This window comes from Bacillus sp. 16GRE42 (genome assembly GCF_019837435.1).
In the GTDB taxonomy this organism is placed as follows: domain Bacteria; phylum Bacillota; class Bacilli; order Bacillales; family Bacillaceae_G; genus Bacillus_A; species Bacillus_A wiedmannii.
Genome location: NZ_JADAXF010000009.1, coordinates 12,563 through 36,107 on the forward strand (window position 1 = coordinate 12,563; position 23,545 = coordinate 36,107).

The following is a 23,545-nucleotide window of genomic DNA, read 5'->3' on the forward strand; positions in this document are numbered from 1 at the left end:
ACGCCAAACCAAAATTCTTCTCTCATCTATCATCCAGCACTCTCTTAAGACAGGAGAGCTCTTTCGGAAAATCCGTTAAATAATAGAAATAGACTAACTATTATATCTACCAACTCTTCATATGCAATATTACATGCGAAGAGTCTTAAATATTTTGTTATACTATGTATGTGGATTTTTCATCCAAAAATCCTCTTAAACGCATATTTATGTATATGCCACCCTAATTGATGAAAGTGAGAAAAATGTGTATCATTTTTCTCACTTTTTTTATTTAAATTGTGGTCTTGTACTTGATTCTTTAGTTATTTTATATGATAAAAACTCAAAAAGAGAATCCACTTTTCAAAATCATCCTATCGAATCAATTATTGTCTAATAATACCACATCATCTTTATCAACTCATTTTAGAATATTTGAACAATAATTTTATATACAAGATCTGCATAAATTATTCATTTTCATTTATATAAGGCCTACATTTTCACTTCTGATAAATTCTTGAACATTGAATTATTATTCACAAACCAAAAAACACGAAGTATTTTGTAGAATTTTGTCTATCAATATGTATGTACACCCTTATGTAGTGGATATAGACTGTGAGGTGTAAGGAGGTACCTTGCAAAATAATGAAAAGGAGATTATAAAATGATTAGATTAACAAATTTCTCAAAGTTAGCATTTGCAACTTTAATTGTGGGAAGTAGTTTAAGCGTCTTTGTGTCGTCACACAGTGTACAAGCTGACACCTTAGATCATAATTACCAAGACACTATAAGTTTCATACCACCTTCTAGTGCTAGGCAAACATTGGAACAAAAAAACACTATTGTTCCAGAATCAAAAGTTATTAAAAACCATTATGTAAAATACTCTAAAACACATTTCCAATCTAAAGAAAGTATACCAAAAGAAATTTATTATTCTTCAGAAGGTTTTAAGGGCTATATACAGGCAAGTACCGTTTTGGATATGGGAAATCATTTCGTAACGCTATATTCTGGAACCGTTATTCGATGTTAGATTTTTAATCCTACCTCTTATAATGATCAATAGCGCACTGCCAATACTGTAATATCTATTGTTCAAAAAATAAACCACAAAATCTTTTGATTTCATGGTTTATCAAATATAAAGATAATGCTAAACGAATACTCTAACATTACCTTCCCCAAAGTTAATTATAGAGTATTTTCCCCAAAAAGACACTCTTGTAGTGTCTTTTTTATAATATTTTGATTTACTCTCATCTTACTTTTGTTAAATTAAGATATGTAATAATACATATTATTTCGATTGCATATTATGATATACTTTCGTTGTGAGCTGATACGTAATTTCTTTAAATTAAAAAACTAAAACCTCATTTACCCAATTGGGGGCGCCTTATGGCGTCTTTTTTTATTCTCTTGAAGTAAAAAACAGGACCGTAATATCATTGTTCAAAAAAATTGTATACTTTAACAAGAATTCCACCTACTAACACTTATTTTGGGGGCTAAATATTTGTTTCAACATAATAATTTTCCATCTCGTATATGCAATAAACAATGATAGCTAAACTCCAACTGACACCATAATAATCATGTGTGTAGAAGTCATAACCTGCCTTAATACCTTTTTCTATTACAACCAACGTAAATCCTAATGCCATCCATTTGTTAATTTTCATCTTAATAAACGTTTTAGCTATAAGTATTAAAAATAAAATATTTATAAGGCAGTTTATCATTAGCTCATACTTTTGAATGTATACTGCCATTATACAAGCAGTGATATTAGTCGCAATACCAAAGGCAACCACGGCTCCCCAAATCCTGTCCGAAATTCCCACTCCTGATTCAGTCCCTTCCCTAATAACATTACATTCTTTTCCTTAATTCGTTCCTACACCCTATTCAAGGTATGCTGTATTATCCTTGTCTGATGAATATCTATTTATCTTTTCATATAGTGCAAACAAAATTTCCTCTCATAATTTTCTCTTTATTAGGCAAACTAGGTTTAAGCCGTTTGAACTAGCGGCTTCACTCTTCTGATATGGGGTTGCAATTTATAGTAATTGACTAACTCATTCAGTCCATTGGCAATGGCAGGCAACAAAATTGTTGTCTGCCATTTTCATGTATACTTTTTCTAATTTCATTCCAAACCATACGTTTGCTTTACTGATTTTGAAAAGGACGGAATTTGATTTTGAATAAGTAAAAAAGATAAAGCTCAGTCCACTTTTGGTATAGGACATTTTCTTTTTACATATACTATTTTTGAGCCTTTTTACCATTACTTGTCCTATTGGTGTCTTAAATTCCTCCTAAAAAAGGGCGGCAGATACGACTGCATGCCCTTTTTTATTTATATTGCTGTTCTCTATCCAATAAACCAAATGAAAACTAAAAATGTACTATTACATATTCTGTTCAGTCCAGATTATGTTAAAATTTCTTATGTTGTTTATTTCATAGTCGAATTATGGTTTTGTATCTAATTCAACAATATGTGAGCTGTATACCAAAAGAAAAGACACCCGAAAGGTGTCTTTTCTTCTTATAATCTAAAAACATTTTTCTTTTTCAGGAAGATTCAATGATCTCACAAACCTAAACCTCTTATTTAAAGACATTTTGATCAGTATGCTTAAGAATTTTCATCAATTTCAACATGTTATTAGTTCACTTCCAAATCATATTTCCACTACTATATTTGCTTTCTCAAAGATTTTCTGTCTTGTTCTTAATTTTGTCAAAATCCTCATATAGCTATACAAAAAATATATGCTATTATGTTTTTAAGAAACTATGTGTTCCCTTAACCCTGTATCCGGCCCTGTATTTTTTACAGGGTCTTTGTTGATTTTATTTACTTTCATTGGCTTATAAGAGTTAATACACACGCAATTTCAATTAAAATCGTTTAAATCTTAGTTAAAATTTGAAATGATAAATCTATTAGCTTTTTTGAAAATTGTAATCTAATACTAGATATCTCAATGTATACTTCACTAAACACCGGTTAACACTATAAGCATAGTGTTAACTATCTTAATTGAATATTAATAATAGTAAGTATAAACATTATCAATTTACTATATCTTACATTTATGTAAAAATAGATGTATGTTAAGCTTTTTCAAAATCTTTCCCCTAATAAAGATTTGAAGTAGCATTTCATGATTCTCCTTACAGTTAATATGCCTTGAAAAAGAACCCTATAGGGTTCTTTTTCTTCTTATTACATCTACAGCAGTTACTTATTTAACATACAAAAAGGACTGACAATTACTTGTAGTCCTTTTTGTACCTAAATATACACTTGTCTTAAGTACTTAATCCTTTATTTTATTATGCATTATTATTAACTAAACATGTCATTATCATTTAGAAATATAACACTTCCAAATTTAGAAGTACACAATAACAAATCTTTCCCAGCTTCCAGCTACATAACTATTAGCTGTTAATTCTCTACCACCATTTGCTGATATAAATCTACCATTACTTAACGCTTGTAATACATATATCCTATTGTCTCCACCATTATATAAAATAAATTTTTCCCACGCCCCAATTGATGTACGATCTGCTACTACTCTACCATTTGGCTCAAACGAAACGTACTTTCCATTACTTTTCGCTTTTAAAGCAAACGTATATAATTCCCCAGTCGGAATTAATTCAAATTTCTCCCATTCATTAACTACACTACGATTTGCTACTACATTTCCCGATGGCTCAGCAGACACATATTGTAAATTTGCAGCTTGTATAGCAACAGTCCAGCTTCCATTAAATAGATTCACACCTTTTAGTGAACTTGCATTTGATTGGTTGGCTGCCGATGCATCATTCGATGGGGTTATCATTATTATCATTAGAACCATTGGCAACACCATTAAAACCAACTTTTTAAAGATCTTATTACCATTTGCATGAGTTATGAACCTCTTCATTCCCATTCCTCCCTTAATATATAACACTCATATACATCATACCAAATATGTAAAATATTGTAATACAAGAAAGTCTTTATCAACAAATACCTTATTATTCTGTTTCTTTTTTCTCAAATCTATAGCACCTAAACATCACTCGGTCCTCAAACATATTTTTAAAATTAATTTCACTTTATTTTAAATAAAAGCCAAATAGCCGTTCATAATGAACGACTATTAAGCATCTAACTAAAAATTTGAATATTTTTCATGTTAATCTATTTTGTTTAATCCCGTTGAAGTAACTTGATAGATTCTTTTTTTGCCTATATATTCTTGCTTATTATTCTCAAGGTTAGTAAGTGTAGCCCAAGTCTTTTCATTCACTGCTTCCCCTTCTATATGGGTAAACTCTTATAATCTCCCATTTTGACTGACACAGTTTGGCTTTCAGCCGTTTGCTGTCTATTTCCCACTATTTCTTTATTGTACACAACACTACCGGATGAATTCTGTACTTTGATACTCGCATACGTATTATTAAAATAACAAACTATTATGTTTTGATTTAACACCCTTAACTCCCATCTAGTTGTATTAATATATTAATTTTGCGAAATAAGTAAATAAATTTCAACATTTAAAGCTTATAATCTAGCGAAAAATTCATAAAAGTTTTTTAACTTCAAAGGTTTAAATAGTTGCAACCACTTTTATTTAAACTTCCTCAACTTTTTTCTAAGCTATTCTCTAAGAATCCTATTATTTATTGTAAATAAACCAGGTTGCTACTCTATATGTAAAAGAAAGGTGGAATTTTTAATATGACTCCGCCTTTTTTGATATAAAAAGCATCTAATTCTATTTGAATTAGATGCTTACATTTAGTTCTTAAACCAAGCATTCTAAACTACTTATGCCCCTGTAAATCTTTTTTTATTACATCCCATAGTGAATTATCTTGACGTATCGGTTTATCCTCTTCGTCCCATTTTATTTTTCCTGTTCCCAATTCATAATTCATTCCCGTCCATGTGTCTTCGCGGAATGCATAGAATGATTTATGCCAACCTTTTTGGTTGAAGATAGAAATAAGATCTTGCATGTATTGGGTAGCTCCTGGAACGGTACGGTTAATTCCAAACTCCTCTGCAATAATTCGATTAGATGGTACATGATTTTTCTTAGACCATTGTTGAATCGGCTTTAAAAATTTCTCTAATCCATGTTTATTCCACATTACAGGTTTCTCTAAATCCCCTACTTTTACTAATCCTGGATATTGATATTCCTTATTTTGTTTTTCACCTTGACTCGTTAATTCATATGGTTCATACATATGAAATGCGTAAAGTGTTTTTTTATCCTCTACTGGGTTTAAATATTTAAAGGCCCATGGAGTAGCATATAAACCTGAATCTAAAATAATCGGTGTTTCTTGGTCCACTTCACGGATAGAATGAATCACCTTTTCATAAAATTTGTTTAAATCTGCTGTCGTTCCTTTCACTTTTGCATACCAATTCTCGTAATCTTCCGTCCAAAAGTCATTATATCTATTATTTTTAGCTGTTTCTGGATGCGGTTCATTTATAATATTATAACCCACCACTGCAGGGTGATCTTTTAGCACCAATGCAAGGTCTTTCCAAAATTGACTTGCTTGATCTTGATATTTCTCTTCTTCCCATATTCTGTCGTCATTCTTGTTATTATTAAATTGGCGCCATCGATCACCAGGCAAGGATAACATTGTAAGAACAACTTTCATTCCCTGCGATTGCGCAGCATCTAAATCCGCTTTTAATTTTTCTAAATCCTCCTTTACTAATCCCTGATAGTTATCTGCATTCCCTATCAGAAAATCCTTTCCAGAGGTATCTGGTTTATCCTCAAATAAAAAATCTTTATCCTTTGCCCATTTATCAGGTGCTAAACGAACATATTCAATATTAGCTTCTTTTGCACTTTTATAGTTCTCAGGTAATGACGTACTATTCATGAAATTAGTACCCTTCCTTTTTGAATCCCAAAAACTAATTTTTGAATCGCTCTTGTAATAGGTATCAGCTCTTACATTCATTTCCTGTACTCCAAAACTCATCATGCCTAACAACGCAACAATTGGTAAAAATTTTTTCACAACTTTTCCTTCTTTCTCTTTATATTTTACACACATAACATACCTGTGTTTTGTTACAGGAATATGGCAATTTTCCAAAAATATCTTTTATGTTTATAAAACGGAAGGTCATTCACTCATAAATAAATAAGAAATAATTAAGAAGTTGCATCATTTTCTAAAAAACAAAAAAGAATCCTTTACGGATTCCTTTTTGACTTGCACTCTTTTTCAAATAGTGCATTTTTGCACCTACTTTTAGTATATCTTACAATTCTTATAAAATAAATAAGATTAAATAAATTTTATTTCTATATTTTCAAAAAATGTCATATTCCCTTATAATTTTACAAATAAAATAGCGTATTATTAAAACTCATCTCTTGAACATTCCTTTAGTTGTTCCATAGCAATTTTACGCGCATGTTCCTCACTATCTATCAGAGTCAATCCTTGTGATATATAACTCCAAAATTCATAACCACAATCCTCCATCCATCTATTAACTTCTGTTGTATATAGCCCATCTTTTCTTCTAATGATTTGAACCTTATAGTTTTTACCTGGAGAAAAAAACTCTTGTATAACCTGCTCCATTTATGAAATATCCTCCTTAAATCTATGTGAAATTATTTTTTTACATAAACTCGTAATCGCAACCTCTTTTACGATAAATTACTGTAACTTTTTGAAAGGATAATATACCTTACATACTCCTATCATTTTCTTACTGTACTACCTAATATAAATGATACAGTTTATATCCTAGAAATTCCAAAAACATTAGGCTGTTACTTCTCTCTGTCGTTCAACATATTTCTACTACATATAATTAAATATTTTTTCAAAAACCACTTCATAAAAGAACATAAGTTCGTGTATAATAAGAACGAGAGCGAGAACAAATGTTCTTGTTATTATTAGGAGGAGTTATAGTGTATGACTATTCAATTTTACCGAATAGAATCATTTTATATGTTGATCTTCGTAGCTTTTATGCTTCTGTTAGTTGCATCAAAATGGGATTAGACCCACTTCATACAAAATTAGCTGTAGTTGGTGATGTGAATAGGAATGGATCCATTGTTTTAGCCGCAACTCCACCTTTAAAAGCAATGGGAGTAAAGAAGTTGGCAAGGCTATACGAGATTCCTCGGCAAAAAGATATCCTTATTGTGAATCCAATTATGGGAACCTATATTAAGTGCTCCAATTACATAACGAAGTTAGCTCTACAATATGTTCCTATTGAAGACTTTCATCAATACAGCATCGATGAATTTTTTATGGATATTACCGATAGCATCCATCTATTTGCCCGAAATCCAAATGAATTTGCATTACAGTTTAAACGTGAAATATATGAACACACACGAATTGAATGCACAATCGGGATTGCCCCTAACCTATTAATGAGTAAGGTGGCCTTAGATATTGAAGCAAAGAAAAATAAAGACGGAATCGCTTATTGGAAATACGCAGATGTACCTACAAAATTATGGAGCATACGGCCGCTTAGTAAGTTTTGGCGGATTTCGCATAAAACAGAAACAAAATTAAATCAAAAAGGAGTACATTCAATTGGTGATTTAGCTAATTATCCTCTTAAATATTTAAAACAAAGCTTCGGCGTGATTGGCGAAGAATTACACTTACATAGTAATGGGATTGATTTTAGTCGGATTTCAGAAAAATATGTTCCGGTTACAACTTCTATAGGAAAAAGCCAAATTTTAATGCGTGATTATACAATAGAAGAATTTCCGATTATCCTATTGGAACATACCGAAGAAGTTTGCTATCGATTAAGACAACAAAACAAACTTGCTCAAACCGTTCAATTTTCAATTGGATATAGTAGTAAAAGTTATTCGGGTGGCTTTAGCAAAACACATACCTTAAGCCGTCCCACAAACTTAACTATGGACATTTATCAAGTTTGTCTATATTTTCTACATCAACAATATACTGGAGAACCAATTAGAAGTATTACTATTTCTCTAACAAAACTAATTGGTGAAGGAGAAGAACAAATTTCCCTTTTTGATAACATCATACAACGAGAAAAAGAAATAAAGCTAACGAAAGTAATGGATGAAATACGCACAAAGTTTGGAAAAAATAGCATATTAAGAGGAATTTCCTAAACAAATAATGCAACAGCAAGATACAGAAACACACTGTTAGGGGGACACAAAGCATGAACAACGCTAATATGCCAAAAGGCAGAGGAATGGTAAAATGGACGCCATTTGCAGCAATGCCAGAACAATTCGTTGGAATACGTGAAATGATCAAAGAGAAAAATAAAGTAGCACGTCCCATTTTAACTTCTGAAGAGAAAGAACTGATTGAGAACATGTTACTATGTTCATTGCTATCTGAAGAAGAGATATTAATTACATATTATGAAGATGGTTATTTACTCACCAATTATATGACCGCTATCGATATAGATCCATTACATAGCTCTATCATATGTACTGATGCTTTCTATAATAAGTTGACAATACAATTTACGAATATAATAGACGTAAAATAGAATAGATTTAGGTGATTATCTTTGGAGTATTATAAAGGAGTATATAGAATGCAAGGGAATCAGATAAGAAAGAATACAGCGAGAGCAATTACTCATAATGATATAAATAACTATCCCTATTTAAATATACCTATGATTATCAATGAGAAAGATGGACTTACTTACGAGGTTTTAAGTGCTGGTTTTCATAATAATGATGCAGTAGCGATGATAACAACAGATGGTTTCGCTACAACTAGGGCAAATACACCGATCGTAACAGTAAAAAACAATGATGGTAGTATCCAAGCATTCCGCTTACCTTTAGAATTGGAATATTGGGTACTTTTATGTATGTGTGCTGCTTCAACAGGGAGAAATCCGTTCCCATGTAAAGTTTCTTTTGGAATCATTGATACTACATTCCATGTAGAATTCAAGTGAAAAAGGAGCAAATTAATTTGCTCCTTTTATCGTTATGTATGTCCTTTTCTTTTTACATTGTTTGCATACAGTTTTTTTGATAATTATAGGAGCGAAACCCTGAAATAGCATTCAACTGGATTCCTTCTTGCTTTGCAAATCAAATAACTTTTCTAGTGCTTCTGCTGCTTCTTTACGAAGGGGACTCTATTCTAACGTTCCACTCAATGAGAATGGTAAATTTGGTACAACTAGATCCTATGGTTTCTAGCCTTCGGGCAATCCATTCATTTTGCTAAGAATTAAATACAAGGCGCAAAAAAACGTCCTGATTTAATTCCTTATTATCCCTTTCATTTAAGTAATATCCTTGTATATAGGAAATTCCTTAGTTAATTCTTTTACGATAGAGCATGCTTTTTCTTTAGCTCTTACATTCTGGGGATTCTTTAATACTAAACAAATGATTTCAGCAATTTTAATCATTTCTAGTTCACCCATTCCTTGTGTTGTAACTGCTGGTGTCCCCAAACGAATTCCACTCGTAATAAAAGGACCCTTTTTATCAAAAGGAATGGAGTTCTTATTAACCGTTATCCCTACTTCCTCTAATAATATTTGAGCCTCTTTTCCTGTTAGGTTCATATTACAAAGATCTATAAGTAGCAAATGATTGTCCGTTCCACCTGTCAACACATTAAAGCCTAACTCTCTTAGTTCTTTTGCTAGCACCTTAGCATTCTTTATTGTATTTGAAACATATTTTTTAAATTCGGGCTGCAACGCTTCATTAAAAGCGACTGCCTTGGCCGCAATCATATGCATAGCTGGCCCTCCTTGTATACCAGGGAATACACTCTTATCTATTGTAGCAGCCCAATCTCTTCGGCAGAGTATAATTCCCCCTCGAGGACCACGCAGGGTTTTATGGGTAGTGGTAGTAACAAAATCAGCATATGGAACTGGGCTCGGATGCATTCCAGTAGCTACAAGCCCAGCAATATGGGCTATATCTGCCATAAAAAATGCATTTACTTCTTTTGCGATGCTCGATAATTTCTCAAAATCAATAATCCTTGAATATGCACTTGCACCAATTACCATCATTTTAGGTTGATGTTTCAGCGCTAAAGTTCTAACTTCATCATAGTCAATATTGAAATGTCGCTTATTTACTCCATAAGATATAAAATTGTATAATACACCCGAGGAATTAACAGGGCTCCCGTGTGTAAGGTGACCACCGTGGGATAAATCCATTCCTAATACTGTATCTCCAGGCTTCAAACAAGCAGAGTAAACAGCCATATTTGCTTGTGCCCCGGAGTGAGGCTGCACATTCGCATGGTCCGCTCCAAATAATTGTTTTGCTCGCTCTATAGCTAAATTCTCTACAATATCTACATATTCACATCCACCATAGTATCTCTTTCCTGGATATCCTTCAGCATACTTATTAGTCAGCACTGTGCCCATTGCCTCTAAAACGGCTAGACTTACAAAGTTTTCAGAAGCAATTAGTTCAATATGTTTTTGCTGGCGTTGTAATTCATAATCAATTGCCTCAGCTACTTGATAATCTTTTTCCCTTAATTTCTTCATTATTAACTATCCCTTCTAATGAATTAGTAGTTTTTTTGTATGCACTATGATTTGTTGAGCCAACATATTGATTGAGAGCGAATGAACTGCGTATTGCTTCTGTAATAAATAACTTTGCAATGCTTACTGCCTCTATAACAGACTTCCCTTTCGCTAGTTCAGCAGCAATCGCTGCAGAGTAAGTACATCCAGCACCATGTATATGGTCGGTTTGAAATCGTTCTGATTGTATATATTTAAAATTTTCTCCATCATACAGTAAATCTAATGCTGTCTCATGTTCTATGCGGCTTCCACCTTTCACTAAAACATATTTTGGACCTAAAACGTGAATAATTTTTGCTGCTTCTTTCATCCCTTTAATGGATTTAATTGGGGGCATTTTACTTAAATGTGCCGCTTCCAGTAGATTAGGTGTGACAATTGTAGCTTTTGGTATGAGCAAATCTCGTAAACTATCCACTGTTTCTGGATGCATTACTTCTGTTACACCTTTGCAAACTAAAACCGGATCAATAACAATATTTTCGAGTTGATGTTGATCAATTACCTTGGAAACCAGCTCAATTAGTTGGACCGATCCAAGCATTCCTGTTTTTACCGCATCAATACCGATTCCTTCAATACTAGTTCTTAATTGCTCCTTTACTGTTTTAATTTCTTGTGGAAATGTACGATGCTCCCAATAATTTTTAGGATCCATCGTAACAATAGTTGTTAATGCCGTCATCCCATAGACATTTAACTCCTGAAATGTTTTCAAATCGGCTTGGATTCCAGCACCTCCACTGCTATCCGAACCAGCTATAGATAAGACCTTATTTTTTACCATAAGAAAAACTCCTTTTTAACTGCTAATAGTGATGAACGAAATTCGTCAAAGCGAGTATCTAGGATTGTAATTCACCTAGATACTTTTCAAGACGATTTAGAGCTTCCTCTAACACATTCATTGGCTGAATATAAGAAATCCTCACATACCCTTCTCCATATTCCGTGAATGAGTCTCCAGGAATGAGTGCAACCTTAGCTTTTTTTAATATATCAGCAACAAATTCTGATGAGGTTTTCCCAAACTTTGAGATATACGGAAAAAAATAAAATGAACCATTTGGTTTGATTACATTGAGTCCCATATCTTGTAACCTCTCGTATACATAGTCACGACGTATACGATATTGTTCACGCATGATATAAGCATCGTTAATTCCTACTGTCAATGCCTCGATTGCAGCAATTTGACTAATCGATGAGACAGCAGCCGTCGTGTATTGCTGTAGCTTCTTCATTTCCTCAATCAGATATCTTGGTGCAAAAGCAAATCCTACTCTCCATCCTGTCATCGCATGAGATTTTGATAGCCCATTAATGACAATTGTTTTCTCTTTCATTCCCTCCATTTTCGCAATTGACACATGCTCCCCTTCAAAAACCAATTCGCTATATAATTCATCTGAAACAACCATTACATCTTTATCTACCAGTAAATCCCTAATTGCTTTTATTTCTTTTTGGTTCAGTGTAACTCCAGAAGGATTCATCGGAGATGGGATAATGACACACCGTGTTTTATCTGTCATCATTTTTTGAAGAGCCTCTACTGTAACCTTAAATCCCGTATCCCTTGTGTCTAGATAAATAGGTGTTGCGCCACATAAATGAATAACCGGTTCGTATCCGGGATAAATAGGAGTTGGTAGAATAACTTCGGAACCTTCGCTAAGTATAGTTCTAAGAGCAAGATAAATCCCTCCGGTTGATCCGTTAGTTACTAGTATTTCGTGGTTAGGATCATAAGTAAGTCCATATTTTACATGCATGTAGTTTGAGGTAACTTTAAGAAGTTCTGTATAACCAGAAGAAGGTGGATACGTGGTATGGTTGTTTTCAATTGCCATTTGTCCAGCTAACTTTATGTGTGCTGGAGTAGGAAAGTCAGGTTGACCAATAGTTAAATGGATAACATCCTCATATTGCGAAGCCATATCAAAAAAGGTGTCCATTTTTGAGGACTGCAATCGTGTTACTCTATTGTTTAATAAGTGTTTCATGTTTCCATAGCTCCTTTTAGAGGTGGGATGTATTTTATGTAGCGAAAGCCACCTCTCGCTGCCAATGATGGTGACCAGAAAGTTAAATATTATATGAATCTTTGATTTTTCACATTAAAATAAAGTGATTAATTGTAGCATTAGAAATTTATAGACTATTTTCTACGTTTGCAAATACCTGATATTTCATCTCCATTGCATCGAGCAAAGTAAATAGGATGATTTTTGATAGAACCAACGAGTGTGTCTCTTCAAGCATTTCATGCGGCCGTTGTACATACATCCCTTGCTCAATTTCATCAGCACAATGTACTATTAATCTCTCAATACTGGCAGCATTTGACTCTAAATGAAATTGTAATCCAATGACATGGTCTTCATATACGTATGCCTGATTAACACATCCTTTGCTATACGCAATTCTCTTTGCTTGCGGAGGAAGTTGGAATGTGTCTGCATGCCAATGGAAAGGAACAAACACTTCAGGAAATCTGCTAAAGAAATCGATTTGCTTGGCCTCCTCCGACAATTTAACAGGGAACCAACCAATCTCCTTATAATGATTTTTAAATACTTTTCCCCCAAGGACTTCTGCGATTAACTGAGCTCCAAGGCATATCCCAAGTACTAGTTTTCGATGCTGAATAGCTTTCTTAATTAACTGTTTTTCCAATCCAAGCCATGGATATATTTTCTCGTCATAAACACCCATCGGACCACCTAGTATGACGAGCATGTCAAATTCCGAATAAGAGGGTAGACAATTGCTTTCATATAATAATGTCCCTGTGACTTCATGCCCTTTTTCCTCCACCCAAGTTAAAATGTGTTCGGGTGATTCAAAAGATACATGCTGCAAATAGTGTATTCTCAAATTCTTTCCCTCCTTAAGATGTAGTTAAATTATTTAGATTTTAAGTATAATCTTGAGATTACCATTAAACAATTCAATCATTATTATAGAAACGATAGTTTTTACCTATCATTTTGTCTAATTGATGACTCATAACATACGTAAAAACCCACCTGCAGTACGGATACCTGAAAAAAACCTTTCCATTCACAATTAATCTATTAATTCACAGATTCAGCATGCATACGTACAAATGGCAAAAGACAAGTTCACCTAAAGATTGTATGAAACAAGGTGATTACTGTCATATGAACAAAACCTTTTCAATGTAAAAGAAATGACTGTATGTACGAACACAAACAATAGATATTTACTATAATTTACCCTATAATGATTATTATTTCCTATAAAAAAATAATAACTTTTGGAGGAATAACTATTGGATCTAAAGCAATTGGAATACTTCATGACCTTATGTCAGGAACTACATTTTACTCGTGCCGCCGAAAAGTTAGGAATCGCCCAACCCTCATTAAGCCAGCAGATCCGATTGCTGGAACATGAAATCGGTACGCCATTGTTTGATCGTGTTGGAAAACGAACCACTATTACCGAAGCGGGCAAAACACTGCTTCATCATAGCTATAATGTATTCCATGAGCTATCACAAGCTCGTGCCGCAATTAGTGAAATACAAGGTCTAAAAAGAGGATCATTAAAGATAGGAGCGCTCCTGACAGTTACAAATTACTTGATTCCTCAAACTGTAATCGAATTTCACCAAAGGTATCCCAATATTGAATTGGCTGTTTCAGGTATGCGAACTGGGGATATTTATAACGGCCTTTTACAAAATGAACTCGATTTGGGCATAGTATTTTTGCCAATGAAACATGATGAATTAGAAGCTATTCCACTCTTTAAACAACATCTTTCTTTAGCAGTTCCAATCAATCATTCCGTTGCAGAAGAGGAATTTGTCACGCTTGACGTTTTAAAAGATACACCTTCTATTTTATTACCTGACACATATTTTTTGCGGCAGCTAATTAATGAACAATGTAATGAGCTTGGATTCACAGCAAAACCAGTTATGGAAATGACGACTATGGAATCAATCATACAAATGGTCAGCAAAGGCGTCGGCGTCACGATTCTACCCAAAGGTTACCTTGACTATATCGACAATAAACTTATACGGACAATCCCTATTCAAAACCCGATGCTTATTACGCAAATTGGCATCGCTTACCGTAAAAACAAATATTTGTGTGCAGCAAGTCGAGTATTCATGGAGCAGTTGATTTCCACTATAAAAAGTGAACAATTTAAATAAATTGCACTTTATACACATCGAAATCAGTCTGAAGTTTAAGAATCCTTTTGACCTATTGTATTTTACTTAAACTATAATGTACATCCGATAAGAGTTGATTAAAAATCCTGTATTTATCATACAGGATTTTTTATTTTCTTATTCCACAAAATAGAGCATACTTGAACTAAATCTATTGGAACTGATATGAAATGCATAGAAAATGGAGACAGCAAAAGCTAAGAAAAAATTAGGGAATCATATATGGTATTCCTTTTCATTTTTCTTTATAAATTCATAACTGGTAGTCTTTTCCTCTCTCCTCTTCCTTTATAGATGATCACTTAAATAATTGCTTTCTTTTCAAGCTTCTAATCATACTCATTATTAGTCTGCAAAGCCTATTAACCCTTCCATCTTGAAGAATTCTCTTGCTTTATGAAGAGCAAATATGAATCGATCAATCTCCTCTTCTGTGTTATACAAATAAAAACTCGCACGTGCCGTGGAGCTGGTACCCAGATGTTCCATTAGTGGCTGACAACAATGCTGTCCAGCACGTATGGCTATTCCATATGCATCCAAAACAGTAGCAATATCATGCGGGTGAATATTCCCCACTTGAAAAGTCACCAGTCCCAAGCGCTCTTTTTCTGGACCAACTATCGTTAAATCTTCAATCTGCTTCATTTGCTCTACTGCATAGCCAGTTAAAAGCTTGTCATGCCTTGCAAGATTTTCTATTCCGACTTGTTCAAGAAAGTCTATCGCCACTCCTAAACCAATAGCCCCAGCAATAATTGGTGTACCCCCTTCAAATTTCCAAGGGGATTCCTTCCACGATGAATCATATAAATTAACATGATCAATCATTTCACCCCCAAATTCAATTGGCTCCATCTTCTCAAGGAGTGATATTTTTCCGTATAAAGCACCAATTCCCGTCGGCCCGCACATTTTATGCCCTGAAAATGCATAGAAATCACAGTCTAAATCCTGAACATCCACTTTTATATGAGGAACGCTTTGCGCTCCATCCACTACAATAACAGCTCCATGTTTATGTGCGATAGCTGCCATTTTCTTCACCGGATTAGCGACACCTAATACATTTGATATGTGTGATACAGCAACTATCTTCGTCCGTTTTGTGATTGTATTTTCTACATCCTCTAGAGTAAATGTTCCATCTGGTTGCAGTGGAATATATTTCAATACAGCTCCGGTGCATTTTGCTACTTGCTGCCAGGGAATTATATTACTGTGATGCTCCATTGCAGAAATAACAATTTCGTCCCCGCTTTTACATACTGATCGTGCATAACTGCTTGCTACTAGATTAATTGCTGCTGTGGCACCTCGAGTGAATATTATTTCTTTTTCTAATTTCGCGTGAAGAAAACGACCTCCCTTAAACCGTGCTCCTTCATAAACATCCGTTGCCCGTGAACTCAGTGAATGAACCCCACGATGGACATTTGCATTATCCCACTCATAGTAGTGTTTTAGTGCCTCAATTACCTGAATTGGCTTTTGTGCAGAGGCAGCATTATCTAAATATACTAGGGGATGCCCATTAATCTGCTGATTAAGAATCGGAAAAAGTTTACGTATTTCTGAAAAATTCATGATTACTCCCCCAATCCTTTACTTATCATACTTAATACTCGATAATGAGCCTCAATTGTTGTTTCAATTACCTCATCCGAATGAGCATTCGATATAAACATGGCTTCATAGGGCGTAGGAGCTATCAAAACACCATGATTCAACATAGCCGCATAATATTTTTTAAATAAACGCATATTTGAAAGTTGAGCAGTTTCATAATTCACAACCTCATGTTCTGTAAAATAAAAGCAAAGCATTGAACCCACTCTATTTACTTTCAATGGAATACCAGTCAGTTTGGCATTTTGTATAAAGCCTTCAGCTAACCTAGCACCTTTTCTTTCTAGTTTTTCATAGATTCCATGCTGAGACAATAATTGCAAAGTTGCATACCCGGCTGCCATTGCGACCGGATTCCCAGATAATGTTCCAGCTTGATAAATCGATCCAGAAGGGGCCATTTGTTCCATAATTTCTCGCTTTCCGCCATAAGCGCCTACCGGGAGCCCTCCTCCAATTACTTTTCCTAGACATGTAAGATCTGGCTTAATTCCGTATAAACCTTGCGCTCCATAATAGCCTACACGGAAACCAGTTACCACTTCATCAAAAATGAGTAGACTTCCGTAGCGTTCAGTAACCTCACGTAACCCATGAAGAAATCCGGGCAATGGTGGTATGACCCCCATATTTCCTGCAATCGGCTCAACAATAACAGCAGCAATCTCCTCACCAAATTTTTCAAATACAAAACGAATACTCTCTATACTGTTATAAGGTACTGTAATGGTATTGGAAGCAACACTTTTCGGGACTCCTGGACTGTCAGGTAAACCCAATGTTGCCACACCAGATCCGGATTTGATTAAAAAGGGATCCGCATGTCCGTGATAGCCTCCTTGAAATTTCACGATTTTTTGCCGTTTCGTATATCCTCTTGCTAAACGTATGGCACTCATGGTAGCTTCTGTACCAGAATTGACCATACGTATCATTTCAATAGATGGAATACTTCTACATATTAACTCCGCCATTTTTGTTTCAGCTTCTGTTGGTAAGCCAAAACTTGTTCCCTGACTTGCTGCCTCCTGTATGGCTTTAACAACTTCCGGGTGAGCATGCCCTAATATGAGTGGACCCCATGAACCAATATAATCAATAAATTCATTCCCATCGATATCAAATACGTGTGCACCCTGCCCATTTTTAGCAAAGATAGGTGCTAGATTTACGCATGAAAATGCGCGAACCGGACTATTAACTCCGCCAGGCATAATTCTTTTAGCTTTATTGAACGCTATTTCAGAATTTGTGTCTTTCCTTTTCATGTGCAATTTTTATCCCCTCCTTTTCAACGACTAATACGTCGCCATACATAAAAAAATATGAGATTATACTCTACAAATTCCCTACTACTCTATCTTTCATTCATCCTCTTATCCGAAAGCTTATTTATAACCATTTATTGTATAAATCAGCAATACATTTATCTTCCACTAAAAAAATTGCTTCACGACCACGACTTTTGCACCTGTAAAAATAATTACCAATAAAATCGACTTGTGTAAGTTACACGCTATGATGATTTTATTGGATTAGGTATTTTTACCTAATAATAATTTTAATGGGTTCTCCATTCTTTCTTCTTTCTTATGACCTTGTATATGGAAAGAAAACATTTTTCGCTTTGCATGTTCTACTAAATCTGTAAACAATGGTGTACATTCATCGTTCATAATGAAACTAAATTCCTTTCCAATAGTATTTTGTATTCCAACTTAGTTTAAAATGCAGCGATTCATAGTTCAATATAATAATAAATATGGTTTCAATAGGAATTACCTATTACAATAAAATCAAGATAGAAATTTACTTTCCTTAATTTGTGATTCATATCCAAACGGACATTATCGCTATTAATTTGATGGGTGACTATATCTGCTTTGCTGTAATAGAGCATCATACATCGCTTAATAGATTATTGGAAAGAAAAAAGCTCTGCACTTCGCAGGCTTTCTTTATGATTTAATTATTAAGTTATTCATAAAATCCACTATAGAATTCGCCTGGAATATACGGAAATAAGAAGATTGAACGTCGTAATGTTTGTCAGTAATGATTAGGATTAAAGGGAAAAATTTAGAAGCTTTCGGTTGCCAAGATTCATTGTGCCATTCTTGACTATGGAAGTATAATTCGTATCTATTTATCTTATCTTGCATTATTTTTTTACTGTATACTGACTTTTGAACTTCAATAAAAAATGGGGATCTACGCCATATCGTAAAGGCATCTGGCTCCATATACTCTTTCCCATACTTAGGTTCCACTTTGAATAGTTTAGGATTTTCGTAGTAGACAAGTTGTTTGTATACGTCCACAATACCAAGGAAATGAGGAATTTTTTGACTCGTTTTTTTGATAGAACTTGGTTGTGGAAAATAAATGTATGGGTGCTGTAATACGTTTGCATCAACATAACCATCTCTCCTTAATCGTTTCATAACCGTATTACAACAAGTTACTGCATTCTTTAAACCTTGAAAATGCAAGTCAATAATATCATCACGGGACATGCATCTAAATCGCTTCAAATCATTTAAAATTCCTATATCTCTACTCCTCATCATCTAACACCCCAAATAAAGGAATTTCTTCTTTTAAAGGCGTTTGGAGCATTTTCTCTTCTTTAGACATGCGATAGGGTTCAACAATTTGTTTCGCATTACTTAATTCCAAATAAGGTGCTTGCACTTTCTTTAATCCATTTCGTTTTAATATCATTTGGCCCGATTGCTCTAAATGCTCTGAACCAGGAGTACCCATGATATTACTATTAATCGCACTATCGCATTTAAAACCAATTCTTACGGTCATATTGAGTTTTAACTTACCATCTAGCACCTTTGCATCCGGCCTCTGCATACTAAGCATAAGAAAGACCCCTAGTGATCGACCGACTGCTGAAATTTTTTCAATTGTAGTCATACACTCTTTTTCATCTTTAAGCATCGCCACTTCATCAATAGCCAGTAAAATATATGGTTTTTGATTATCAGGATTCAATTTGTTGTACGCATCAATATGATCAACCTCGAATTGTTCCATGAGTTTTCTTCTTTCTCTGATTTCCTTCCACACCTTTTGAAGCATAATTTTCATTTCCATTTCTTCCATACAAACTTCTTTTACATGCTTCACTCTTCGCAAAAAATGAAATTCAGAGTTTTTTAGATCCCCAAGATACAAATGCAACTTATCAGGTGACATATATTGAATGAAAGTGGATAGTACAACACGCACCATACTACTTTTCCCGCTTCCCGTTTCCCCCGCAATTAATAAGTGTGGTGAATTGGAATCAAGCATATCGTATGTAATCATTTTCCCAAATTGATCCCGGCCAACCACAACAGGAAGGCGAAATTCCTTTAATAATGAATGCCACTCTTTATAATAGTACTTATAAGGTTTTAGTCCCGAATCTGAATGGAATACATGTAATACAAATTTTTTCACATCCCCTTCAATCGTAATATTCCGTCCTAATATTTGTTGGAAACAAAACCACTTCTTCTCAATCTTTTGTGGATCTAATCCGTTTGGTATCGTAAATACATACCTCACACTTTCTGTTGAAGAAGAAACATTATGTACCTTTGGATAAATAGGCACTTTCCCTCCACGTGTTTGATGCTCTGTATATAGACCTGCTTTTGCAAAAACCTCTTTAAGTCGATTCCTTAGCTTTTGTGTATGAAGCCACTCCTTTATAATCCTCATTTACTCCATTCCTCCCTAAAACATACTTACGATGCGAACAAATACGTATCCAATCAAGCTAACTCCACCAATTCGCATACCATAATAAATACTTCCACTCACAAACTTTGCAGCAAATATATGTTCATTTTGAACCAAATACTTTTCTAACAAGACTGCCCCAATTAAAACCGTCCCCATTATTCCTAATGCAATATAAGTATTTAACACTTGACCGGACATATGAAAGAATGCAAACGGACTTAATGACTTGTATTTACGAATTGTATTTTCTTTATCTTTGTATGGCCGCTCTATAAACTTACGAAAAAAAATCCTTTCTTTCCTTACTCGCATTTAAATGCCTCCGTTCTCTTTATAAACAGAATAAGAAAACTCATAAAACATAGGATTGATTCACTTATTACCTTGTTAACATTACTTTGATAGTTAATTTGGTATGTACTTTGCCAATACAAAAGCTAATTGATTTGATATCTATCTTGATAATACGTTTGCTAGCAACTTTGATAGCGACCTTGATACATCATATTGCGAACAGCTTGTACATTATTAACACTTTTGTTTAAAAAAATCAGGCTTTGGTAAAAATGTGATTAATAGAGTATCTACGAATAGGAGTGTTCGCAGTGTTTGGCTTAGGAAAACCGTTATCTAAGTTTGGTAAATTTTTAAGAAAGAATGATATTACTCAAACGGAATTAAAGGAATGGAGTGGGGTAAACCAAAATACAATTAGTCGTATCTCCCGTTCGAATCAATACAAGCCTTCATTAGGAAATGGTCAAAAGATAATTAGGGCCTTAAAAAGAAAAGGATTCGGCGTAGACTTTGAAGATTTTTGGATGTGATAATTCACTCAATATATACTACTGTATCAACACTACACTTGAATGAAAGAGATATTCAAAAATGAATATCTAATAAAAAAGATCAACTACATTTTAAGTAGTTGATCTGCATGTGCAAACTCTATAAAAAATACACATTATATTTATTTACTACATTATAAGGTTTTTAACTTCTACCCTTAAACATACTATCTAGGATTCTATCCTAGAATCTTAACTTATATCTTAAATCCACCAATTAATTCTTGAAGCTCTTCGGCCATCTGTGCTAATTGTATTGCTGAAGAATTTATCTCTTCCATAGAAGCATGTTGCTCCTCAGATGAACCGGCTATCGTTTGCATACTTAAAGAATTCTCTTTCACAGCCATAGATATTTGATTAATTGATGTATCGACTTCCATTACATCACTTGTCATTTTATTTGATAATTCCACCATACCATGTACTTTTGACACAATATCATTTGCAGATTTTGAGATTTCATAAAAACTTTGTTTTGTATCATTCGCAACCTGAATCCCCGACTGCACTTCAACTCCTACTTCATTCATAGCTTTTACAGTCTCATGTACATCTGCTTGTATTTCATTAATTAAACTTCCAATTTCCATTGAAGATTCGGATGATTGCTCCGCTAACTTCCTGACCTCGTCGGCAACAATTGCAAAGCCACGCCCCTGTTCTCCTGCTCTAGCCGCTTCAATCGCTGCATTCAATGCTAATAAATTTGTTTGTGCTGCAATATTTTGAATTACTTCTAATATACTTCCGATTTGCTGCGATTTCTTATCTAATAATTTAATTACATTATCAGATTGAGAAACAGAATGATGGATAGACTGCATTTGCGTTACAGTCTGTTCTACTAATTGTTCACCCTCATTGGCTTTTTGTTTTGTGTATAAGGATGAAGCCGATACTTCAGAAGCATTATCAGCTACGCATTGAATGTTTCGTGTTACCTCACCAATTAATGTAGCTCCAGACGCAACTTCATTATTTTGAACTTCTGCACTATTCGATATTTCTTCCATTTCTTTTGTGATTTGTTCTGTCGCAACACTTGCTTGCTCTACGCTAGCAGTTAGTTCTTCAGACGAAGCAGCCACATGTCCTGCAGATGTGTTAATTTGAGAAATTATATTACATAACGACTCTGCCATTGTATTGAAACTACCACCTAATTGACCAAGTTCATCCTTTGAACGAATATCTATTTTCTCAGTTAAATCTCCCTGACTAATTCTTTGAGCTGAAATAACTAATTGTCTTAGTGGATTAATAATAGATTTAAGAATGAAGAAAATTACAATTCCACCTAACAACAGTGAAGCCCCTATTATAGTGAGCGTTTTATAAAAAATAGGATTGGTAGCTTCTTCAATTTCTTTAATAGGCATTACACCAGCTATTTTCCAACCTGTTTTTTTGTTTGTTTTAAAGCTAATGTTTCGATCCTCACCATTAAGGCTATAAGTAATTACTCCATCTTCTTTCTTGTATAGTTTATCTGCTAATGATTTCTCTAATTTCTCACCTGGCTTAAGTGTAGGATGAACAACGATAGTCTTATCTTGACTTACTACAGATACAAAGCCTTGTTTTCCTATTTTTATCATTTTAGAAGTTTTTACGATATCATCAATATTCAAATCCATACCAATGACACCACTTTTATCAGCATTTTGCTTTGCAATTGCTATTACCATATTTCCTGTAGCCTTTGATTTATAGGGAGACGAGACAATAATCTCACCATTAGCTTTTACTGCATCCTTATACCAAGTACTTTCTAACGGATTAAATCCTTCTGGTATTTTTCCAACAGGTGCATGAATAAATTGATTATTACTGGATGTAGTATAAATTGTTTCTATCTCTGGATGTAACTGTATATATTGATCAAATTTACTTTGTACATTTTGCAATTGGTCAGCATTATAATCACCTTGTGTAAGTATCTTTGCAAAATGAGTTACATCTACATGTTTATTTTCTAATTCATCATCAACTATCTTATTTAAAATACTTACATTATCTTTCGCAGTTTGTAGAATTGTTTCATTAAGATCTGTTTTTGCTTTATCATAAGACGATACTCCTACGATAAGACTTGGTATAATTAATATTGCAATAAATGCCATAGATAACTTCGTTTTAAGCTTCATTTGTTCCAATCTCTCTTTTATTTTAAACACTTTTTACTTCTTCCCTTCATTCTTACAACTGATATAGTTTATTTAATTGTTTGCTTCTTTATTTTTTCTACATTGATTTATGGTATTATTCGAAATAAAATTACCATTATATCCTTTTACATATATCTCCTTATATTACAATTTAGTTTTTACAAGCGGAGTTTTATCTATCCACCTTTCAAATATGTTATTGTGCTATATTAAGCAATGTTAAGGCTACGAATTATTCTAAATTACCTGGATGAAACATGAACTTCATTTAAAGATTATTTTTGAC

The 23,545-nt window shown here is 33.9% G+C and carries 21 protein-coding genes and 2 pseudogenes; 6 read left to right on the forward strand and 17 right to left on the reverse strand.

The window, feature by feature from the left end; all coding sequences use genetic code 11:
• Nucleotides 1-652: 652 nt before the first annotated feature.
• Complete coding sequence (locus tag ILS93_RS26740) at nucleotides 653-1,027, forward strand: hypothetical protein (RefSeq protein ID WP_222661622.1); 375 nt, start codon at nucleotides 653-655, stop codon at nucleotides 1,025-1,027.
• 475 nt (nucleotides 1,028-1,502) lie between these two features.
• Here ILS93_RS26740 and ILS93_RS26745 read toward each other — a convergent pair whose 3' ends face one another.
• The 5 genes and pseudogenes from ILS93_RS26745 to ILS93_RS26765 all read right to left on the reverse strand — a co-directional run bounded on the left by ILS93_RS26745 (nucleotide 1,503) and on the right by ILS93_RS26765 (nucleotide 6,654).
• Entirely contained in the window at nucleotides 1,503-1,838 is a 336-nt protein-coding gene (locus ILS93_RS26745; RefSeq protein WP_222661623.1) for a hypothetical protein, read from the reverse strand.
• Between the two features lie 1,566 nt (nucleotides 1,839-3,404).
• Nucleotides 3,405-3,953: a fascin domain-containing protein gene (locus ILS93_RS26750; RefSeq protein ID WP_222661624.1), complete on the reverse strand. Its 549-nt coding sequence runs from the start codon at nucleotides 3,951-3,953 to the stop codon at nucleotides 3,405-3,407.
• Between the two features lie 255 nt (nucleotides 3,954-4,208).
• Nucleotides 4,209-4,483, reverse strand: a pseudogene (locus ILS93_RS26755) (putative mucin/carbohydrate-binding domain-containing protein); the annotation flags it as partial.
• A 362-nt stretch (nucleotides 4,484-4,845) separates the two neighbouring features.
• Nucleotides 4,846-6,114: a glycoside hydrolase family 5 protein gene (locus ILS93_RS26760; protein ID WP_222661625.1), complete on the reverse strand. Its 1,269-nt coding sequence runs from the start codon at nucleotides 6,112-6,114 to the stop codon at nucleotides 4,846-4,848.
• Between the two features lie 312 nt (nucleotides 6,115-6,426).
• Nucleotides 6,427-6,654 carry a hypothetical protein gene (locus ILS93_RS26765; protein ID WP_222661626.1) on the reverse strand — a complete coding sequence of 76 codons (228 nt, stop codon included), beginning with the start codon at nucleotides 6,652-6,654 and terminating at the stop codon, nucleotides 6,427-6,429.
• A gap of 338 nt (nucleotides 6,655-6,992) precedes the next feature.
• Here ILS93_RS26765 and ILS93_RS26770 point away from each other — a divergent pair, with 338 nt between their 5' ends.
• From ILS93_RS26770 to ILS93_RS26780, 3 genes are read left to right on the forward strand one after another with little or no spacing between them, the layout of a single operon-like run.
• Entirely contained in the window at nucleotides 6,993-8,204 is a 1,212-nt protein-coding gene (locus ILS93_RS26770; RefSeq protein ID WP_222661627.1) for a Y-family DNA polymerase, read from the forward strand.
• Nucleotides 8,205-8,257: 53 nt separating this feature from the next.
• Nucleotides 8,258-8,599: a YolD-like family protein gene (locus tag ILS93_RS26775; RefSeq protein WP_222661628.1), complete on the forward strand. Its 342-nt coding sequence runs from the start codon at nucleotides 8,258-8,260 to the stop codon at nucleotides 8,597-8,599.
• A gap of 48 nt (nucleotides 8,600-8,647) precedes the next feature.
• Complete coding sequence (locus ILS93_RS26780; protein ID WP_222661629.1) at nucleotides 8,648-9,022, forward strand: hypothetical protein; 375 nt, start codon at nucleotides 8,648-8,650, stop codon at nucleotides 9,020-9,022.
• A 41-nt stretch (nucleotides 9,023-9,063) separates the two neighbouring features.
• Here the strand turns inward: ILS93_RS26780 and ILS93_RS26785 are convergent.
• The 5 genes and pseudogenes from ILS93_RS26785 to ILS93_RS26805 form a co-directional block, all read right to left on the reverse strand.
• Nucleotides 9,064-9,259, reverse strand: a pseudogene (locus ILS93_RS26785) (D-alanyl-D-alanine carboxypeptidase family protein); the annotation flags it as partial.
• 99 nt (nucleotides 9,260-9,358) lie between these two features.
• Nucleotides 9,359-10,603 (reverse strand): serine hydroxymethyltransferase, encoded by a 1,245-nt coding sequence (locus ILS93_RS26790; RefSeq protein ID WP_222661630.1) that lies wholly within the window; start codon nucleotides 10,601-10,603, stop codon nucleotides 9,359-9,361.
• A complete protein-coding gene (gene pdxK / locus ILS93_RS26795) occupies nucleotides 10,566-11,435 on the reverse strand; it encodes a pyridoxine/pyridoxal/pyridoxamine kinase (protein WP_222661631.1) in 870 nt (289 codons plus the stop codon). Before pdxK ends, ILS93_RS26790 begins: the two co-directional genes overlap by 38 nt.
• 58 nt (nucleotides 11,436-11,493) lie before the next feature.
• Entirely contained in the window at nucleotides 11,494-12,654 is a 1,161-nt protein-coding gene (locus ILS93_RS26800) for an aminotransferase A (protein WP_222661632.1), read from the reverse strand.
• 148 nt (nucleotides 12,655-12,802) lie between these two features.
• Nucleotides 12,803-13,528 (reverse strand): type 1 glutamine amidotransferase, encoded by a 726-nt coding sequence (locus ILS93_RS26805; RefSeq protein ID WP_222661633.1) that lies wholly within the window; start codon nucleotides 13,526-13,528, stop codon nucleotides 12,803-12,805.
• Between the two features lie 418 nt (nucleotides 13,529-13,946).
• Here ILS93_RS26805 and ILS93_RS26810 point away from each other — a divergent pair, with 418 nt between their 5' ends.
• Nucleotides 13,947-14,843, forward strand: a complete 897-nt coding sequence (locus tag ILS93_RS26810; RefSeq protein WP_097817265.1) for a LysR family transcriptional regulator — start codon at nucleotides 13,947-13,949, stop codon at nucleotides 14,841-14,843.
• Between the two features lie 366 nt (nucleotides 14,844-15,209).
• Here the strand turns inward: ILS93_RS26810 and ILS93_RS26815 are convergent, their stop codons facing one another.
• From ILS93_RS26815 to ILS93_RS26840, 6 genes are all read right to left on the reverse strand, one after another.
• Nucleotides 15,210-16,451 (reverse strand): cysteine desulfurase, encoded by a 1,242-nt coding sequence (locus ILS93_RS26815; RefSeq protein ID WP_222661634.1) that lies wholly within the window; start codon nucleotides 16,449-16,451, stop codon nucleotides 15,210-15,212.
• A gap of 2 nt (nucleotides 16,452-16,453) precedes the next feature.
• The gene (gene hemL / locus ILS93_RS26820; RefSeq protein WP_222661635.1) at nucleotides 16,454-17,761 is read right to left on the reverse strand and encodes a glutamate-1-semialdehyde 2,1-aminomutase; all 1,308 of its coding nucleotides are present in this window, start codon (nucleotides 17,759-17,761) and stop codon (nucleotides 16,454-16,456) included.
• A gap of 267 nt (nucleotides 17,762-18,028) precedes the next feature.
• Nucleotides 18,029-18,169 carry a hypothetical protein gene (locus ILS93_RS26825; protein WP_222661636.1) on the reverse strand — a complete coding sequence of 47 codons (141 nt, stop codon included), beginning with the start codon at nucleotides 18,167-18,169 and terminating at the stop codon, nucleotides 18,029-18,031.
• A 282-nt stretch (nucleotides 18,170-18,451) separates the two neighbouring features.
• A complete protein-coding gene (locus ILS93_RS26830; protein WP_222661669.1) occupies nucleotides 18,452-19,027 on the reverse strand; it encodes a replication-relaxation family protein in 576 nt (191 codons plus the stop codon).
• A 22-nt stretch (nucleotides 19,028-19,049) separates the two neighbouring features.
• A complete protein-coding gene (locus ILS93_RS26835; protein ID WP_222661637.1) occupies nucleotides 19,050-20,216 on the reverse strand; it encodes an FtsK/SpoIIIE domain-containing protein in 1,167 nt (388 codons plus the stop codon).
• Between the two features lie 15 nt (nucleotides 20,217-20,231).
• Nucleotides 20,232-20,552: a hypothetical protein gene (locus ILS93_RS26840; protein WP_222661638.1), complete on the reverse strand. Its 321-nt coding sequence runs from the start codon at nucleotides 20,550-20,552 to the stop codon at nucleotides 20,232-20,234.
• Between the two features lie 293 nt (nucleotides 20,553-20,845).
• Between ILS93_RS26840 and ILS93_RS26845 the strand changes: the two genes are divergently transcribed.
• The gene (locus ILS93_RS26845) at nucleotides 20,846-21,067 is read left to right on the forward strand and encodes a helix-turn-helix transcriptional regulator (RefSeq protein WP_016090024.1); all 222 of its coding nucleotides are present in this window, start codon (nucleotides 20,846-20,848) and stop codon (nucleotides 21,065-21,067) included.
• A gap of 218 nt (nucleotides 21,068-21,285) precedes the next feature.
• Here the strand turns inward: ILS93_RS26845 and ILS93_RS26850 are convergent, their stop codons facing one another.
• Complete coding sequence (locus tag ILS93_RS26850) at nucleotides 21,286-23,268, reverse strand: methyl-accepting chemotaxis protein (RefSeq protein WP_222661639.1); 1,983 nt, start codon at nucleotides 23,266-23,268, stop codon at nucleotides 21,286-21,288.
• Between the last annotated feature and the right edge of the window lie 277 nt (nucleotides 23,269-23,545).

What these genes read in the sequence shown, in the direction of transcription:
- ILS93_RS26740 (WP_222661622.1), top strand. Translation starts at nt 653, where the DNA reads ATGATTAGATTAACAAATTTCTCAAAGTTAGCATTTGCAACTTTAATT.
- ILS93_RS26750 (WP_222661624.1), bottom strand. Translation starts at nt 3,953, where the DNA reads ATGAAGAGGTTCATAACTCATGCAAATGGTAATAAGATCTTTAAAAAG.
- ILS93_RS26760 (WP_222661625.1), bottom strand. Translation starts at nt 6,114, where the DNA reads ATGTGTGTAAAATATAAAGAGAAAGAAGGAAAAGTTGTGAAAAAATTT.
- ILS93_RS26765 (WP_222661626.1), bottom strand. Translation starts at nt 6,654, where the DNA reads ATGGAGCAGGTTATACAAGAGTTTTTTTCTCCAGGTAAAAACTATAAG.
- ILS93_RS26775 (WP_222661628.1), top strand. Translation starts at nt 8,258, where the DNA reads ATGAACAACGCTAATATGCCAAAAGGCAGAGGAATGGTAAAATGGACG.
- ILS93_RS26780 (WP_222661629.1), top strand. Translation starts at nt 8,648, where the DNA reads ATGCAAGGGAATCAGATAAGAAAGAATACAGCGAGAGCAATTACTCAT.
- ILS93_RS26790 (WP_222661630.1), bottom strand. Translation starts at nt 10,603, where the DNA reads ATGAAGAAATTAAGGGAAAAAGATTATCAAGTAGCTGAGGCAATTGAT.
- pdxK (WP_222661631.1), bottom strand. Translation starts at nt 11,435, where the DNA reads ATGGTAAAAAATAAGGTCTTATCTATAGCTGGTTCGGATAGCAGTGGA.
- ILS93_RS26800 (WP_222661632.1), bottom strand. Translation starts at nt 12,654, where the DNA reads ATGAAACACTTATTAAACAATAGAGTAACACGATTGCAGTCCTCAAAA.
- ILS93_RS26815 (WP_222661634.1), bottom strand. Translation starts at nt 16,451, where the DNA reads ATGAATTTTTCAGAAATACGTAAACTTTTTCCGATTCTTAATCAGCAG.
- hemL (WP_222661635.1), bottom strand. Translation starts at nt 17,761, where the DNA reads ATGAAAAGGAAAGACACAAATTCTGAAATAGCGTTCAATAAAGCTAAA.
- ILS93_RS26825 (WP_222661636.1), bottom strand. Translation starts at nt 18,169, where the DNA reads ATGAACGATGAATGTACACCATTGTTTACAGATTTAGTAGAACATGCA.
- ILS93_RS26835 (WP_222661637.1), bottom strand. Translation starts at nt 20,216, where the DNA reads ATGAGGATTATAAAGGAGTGGCTTCATACACAAAAGCTAAGGAATCGA.
- ILS93_RS26840 (WP_222661638.1), bottom strand. Translation starts at nt 20,552, where the DNA reads ATGCGAGTAAGGAAAGAAAGGATTTTTTTTCGTAAGTTTATAGAGCGG.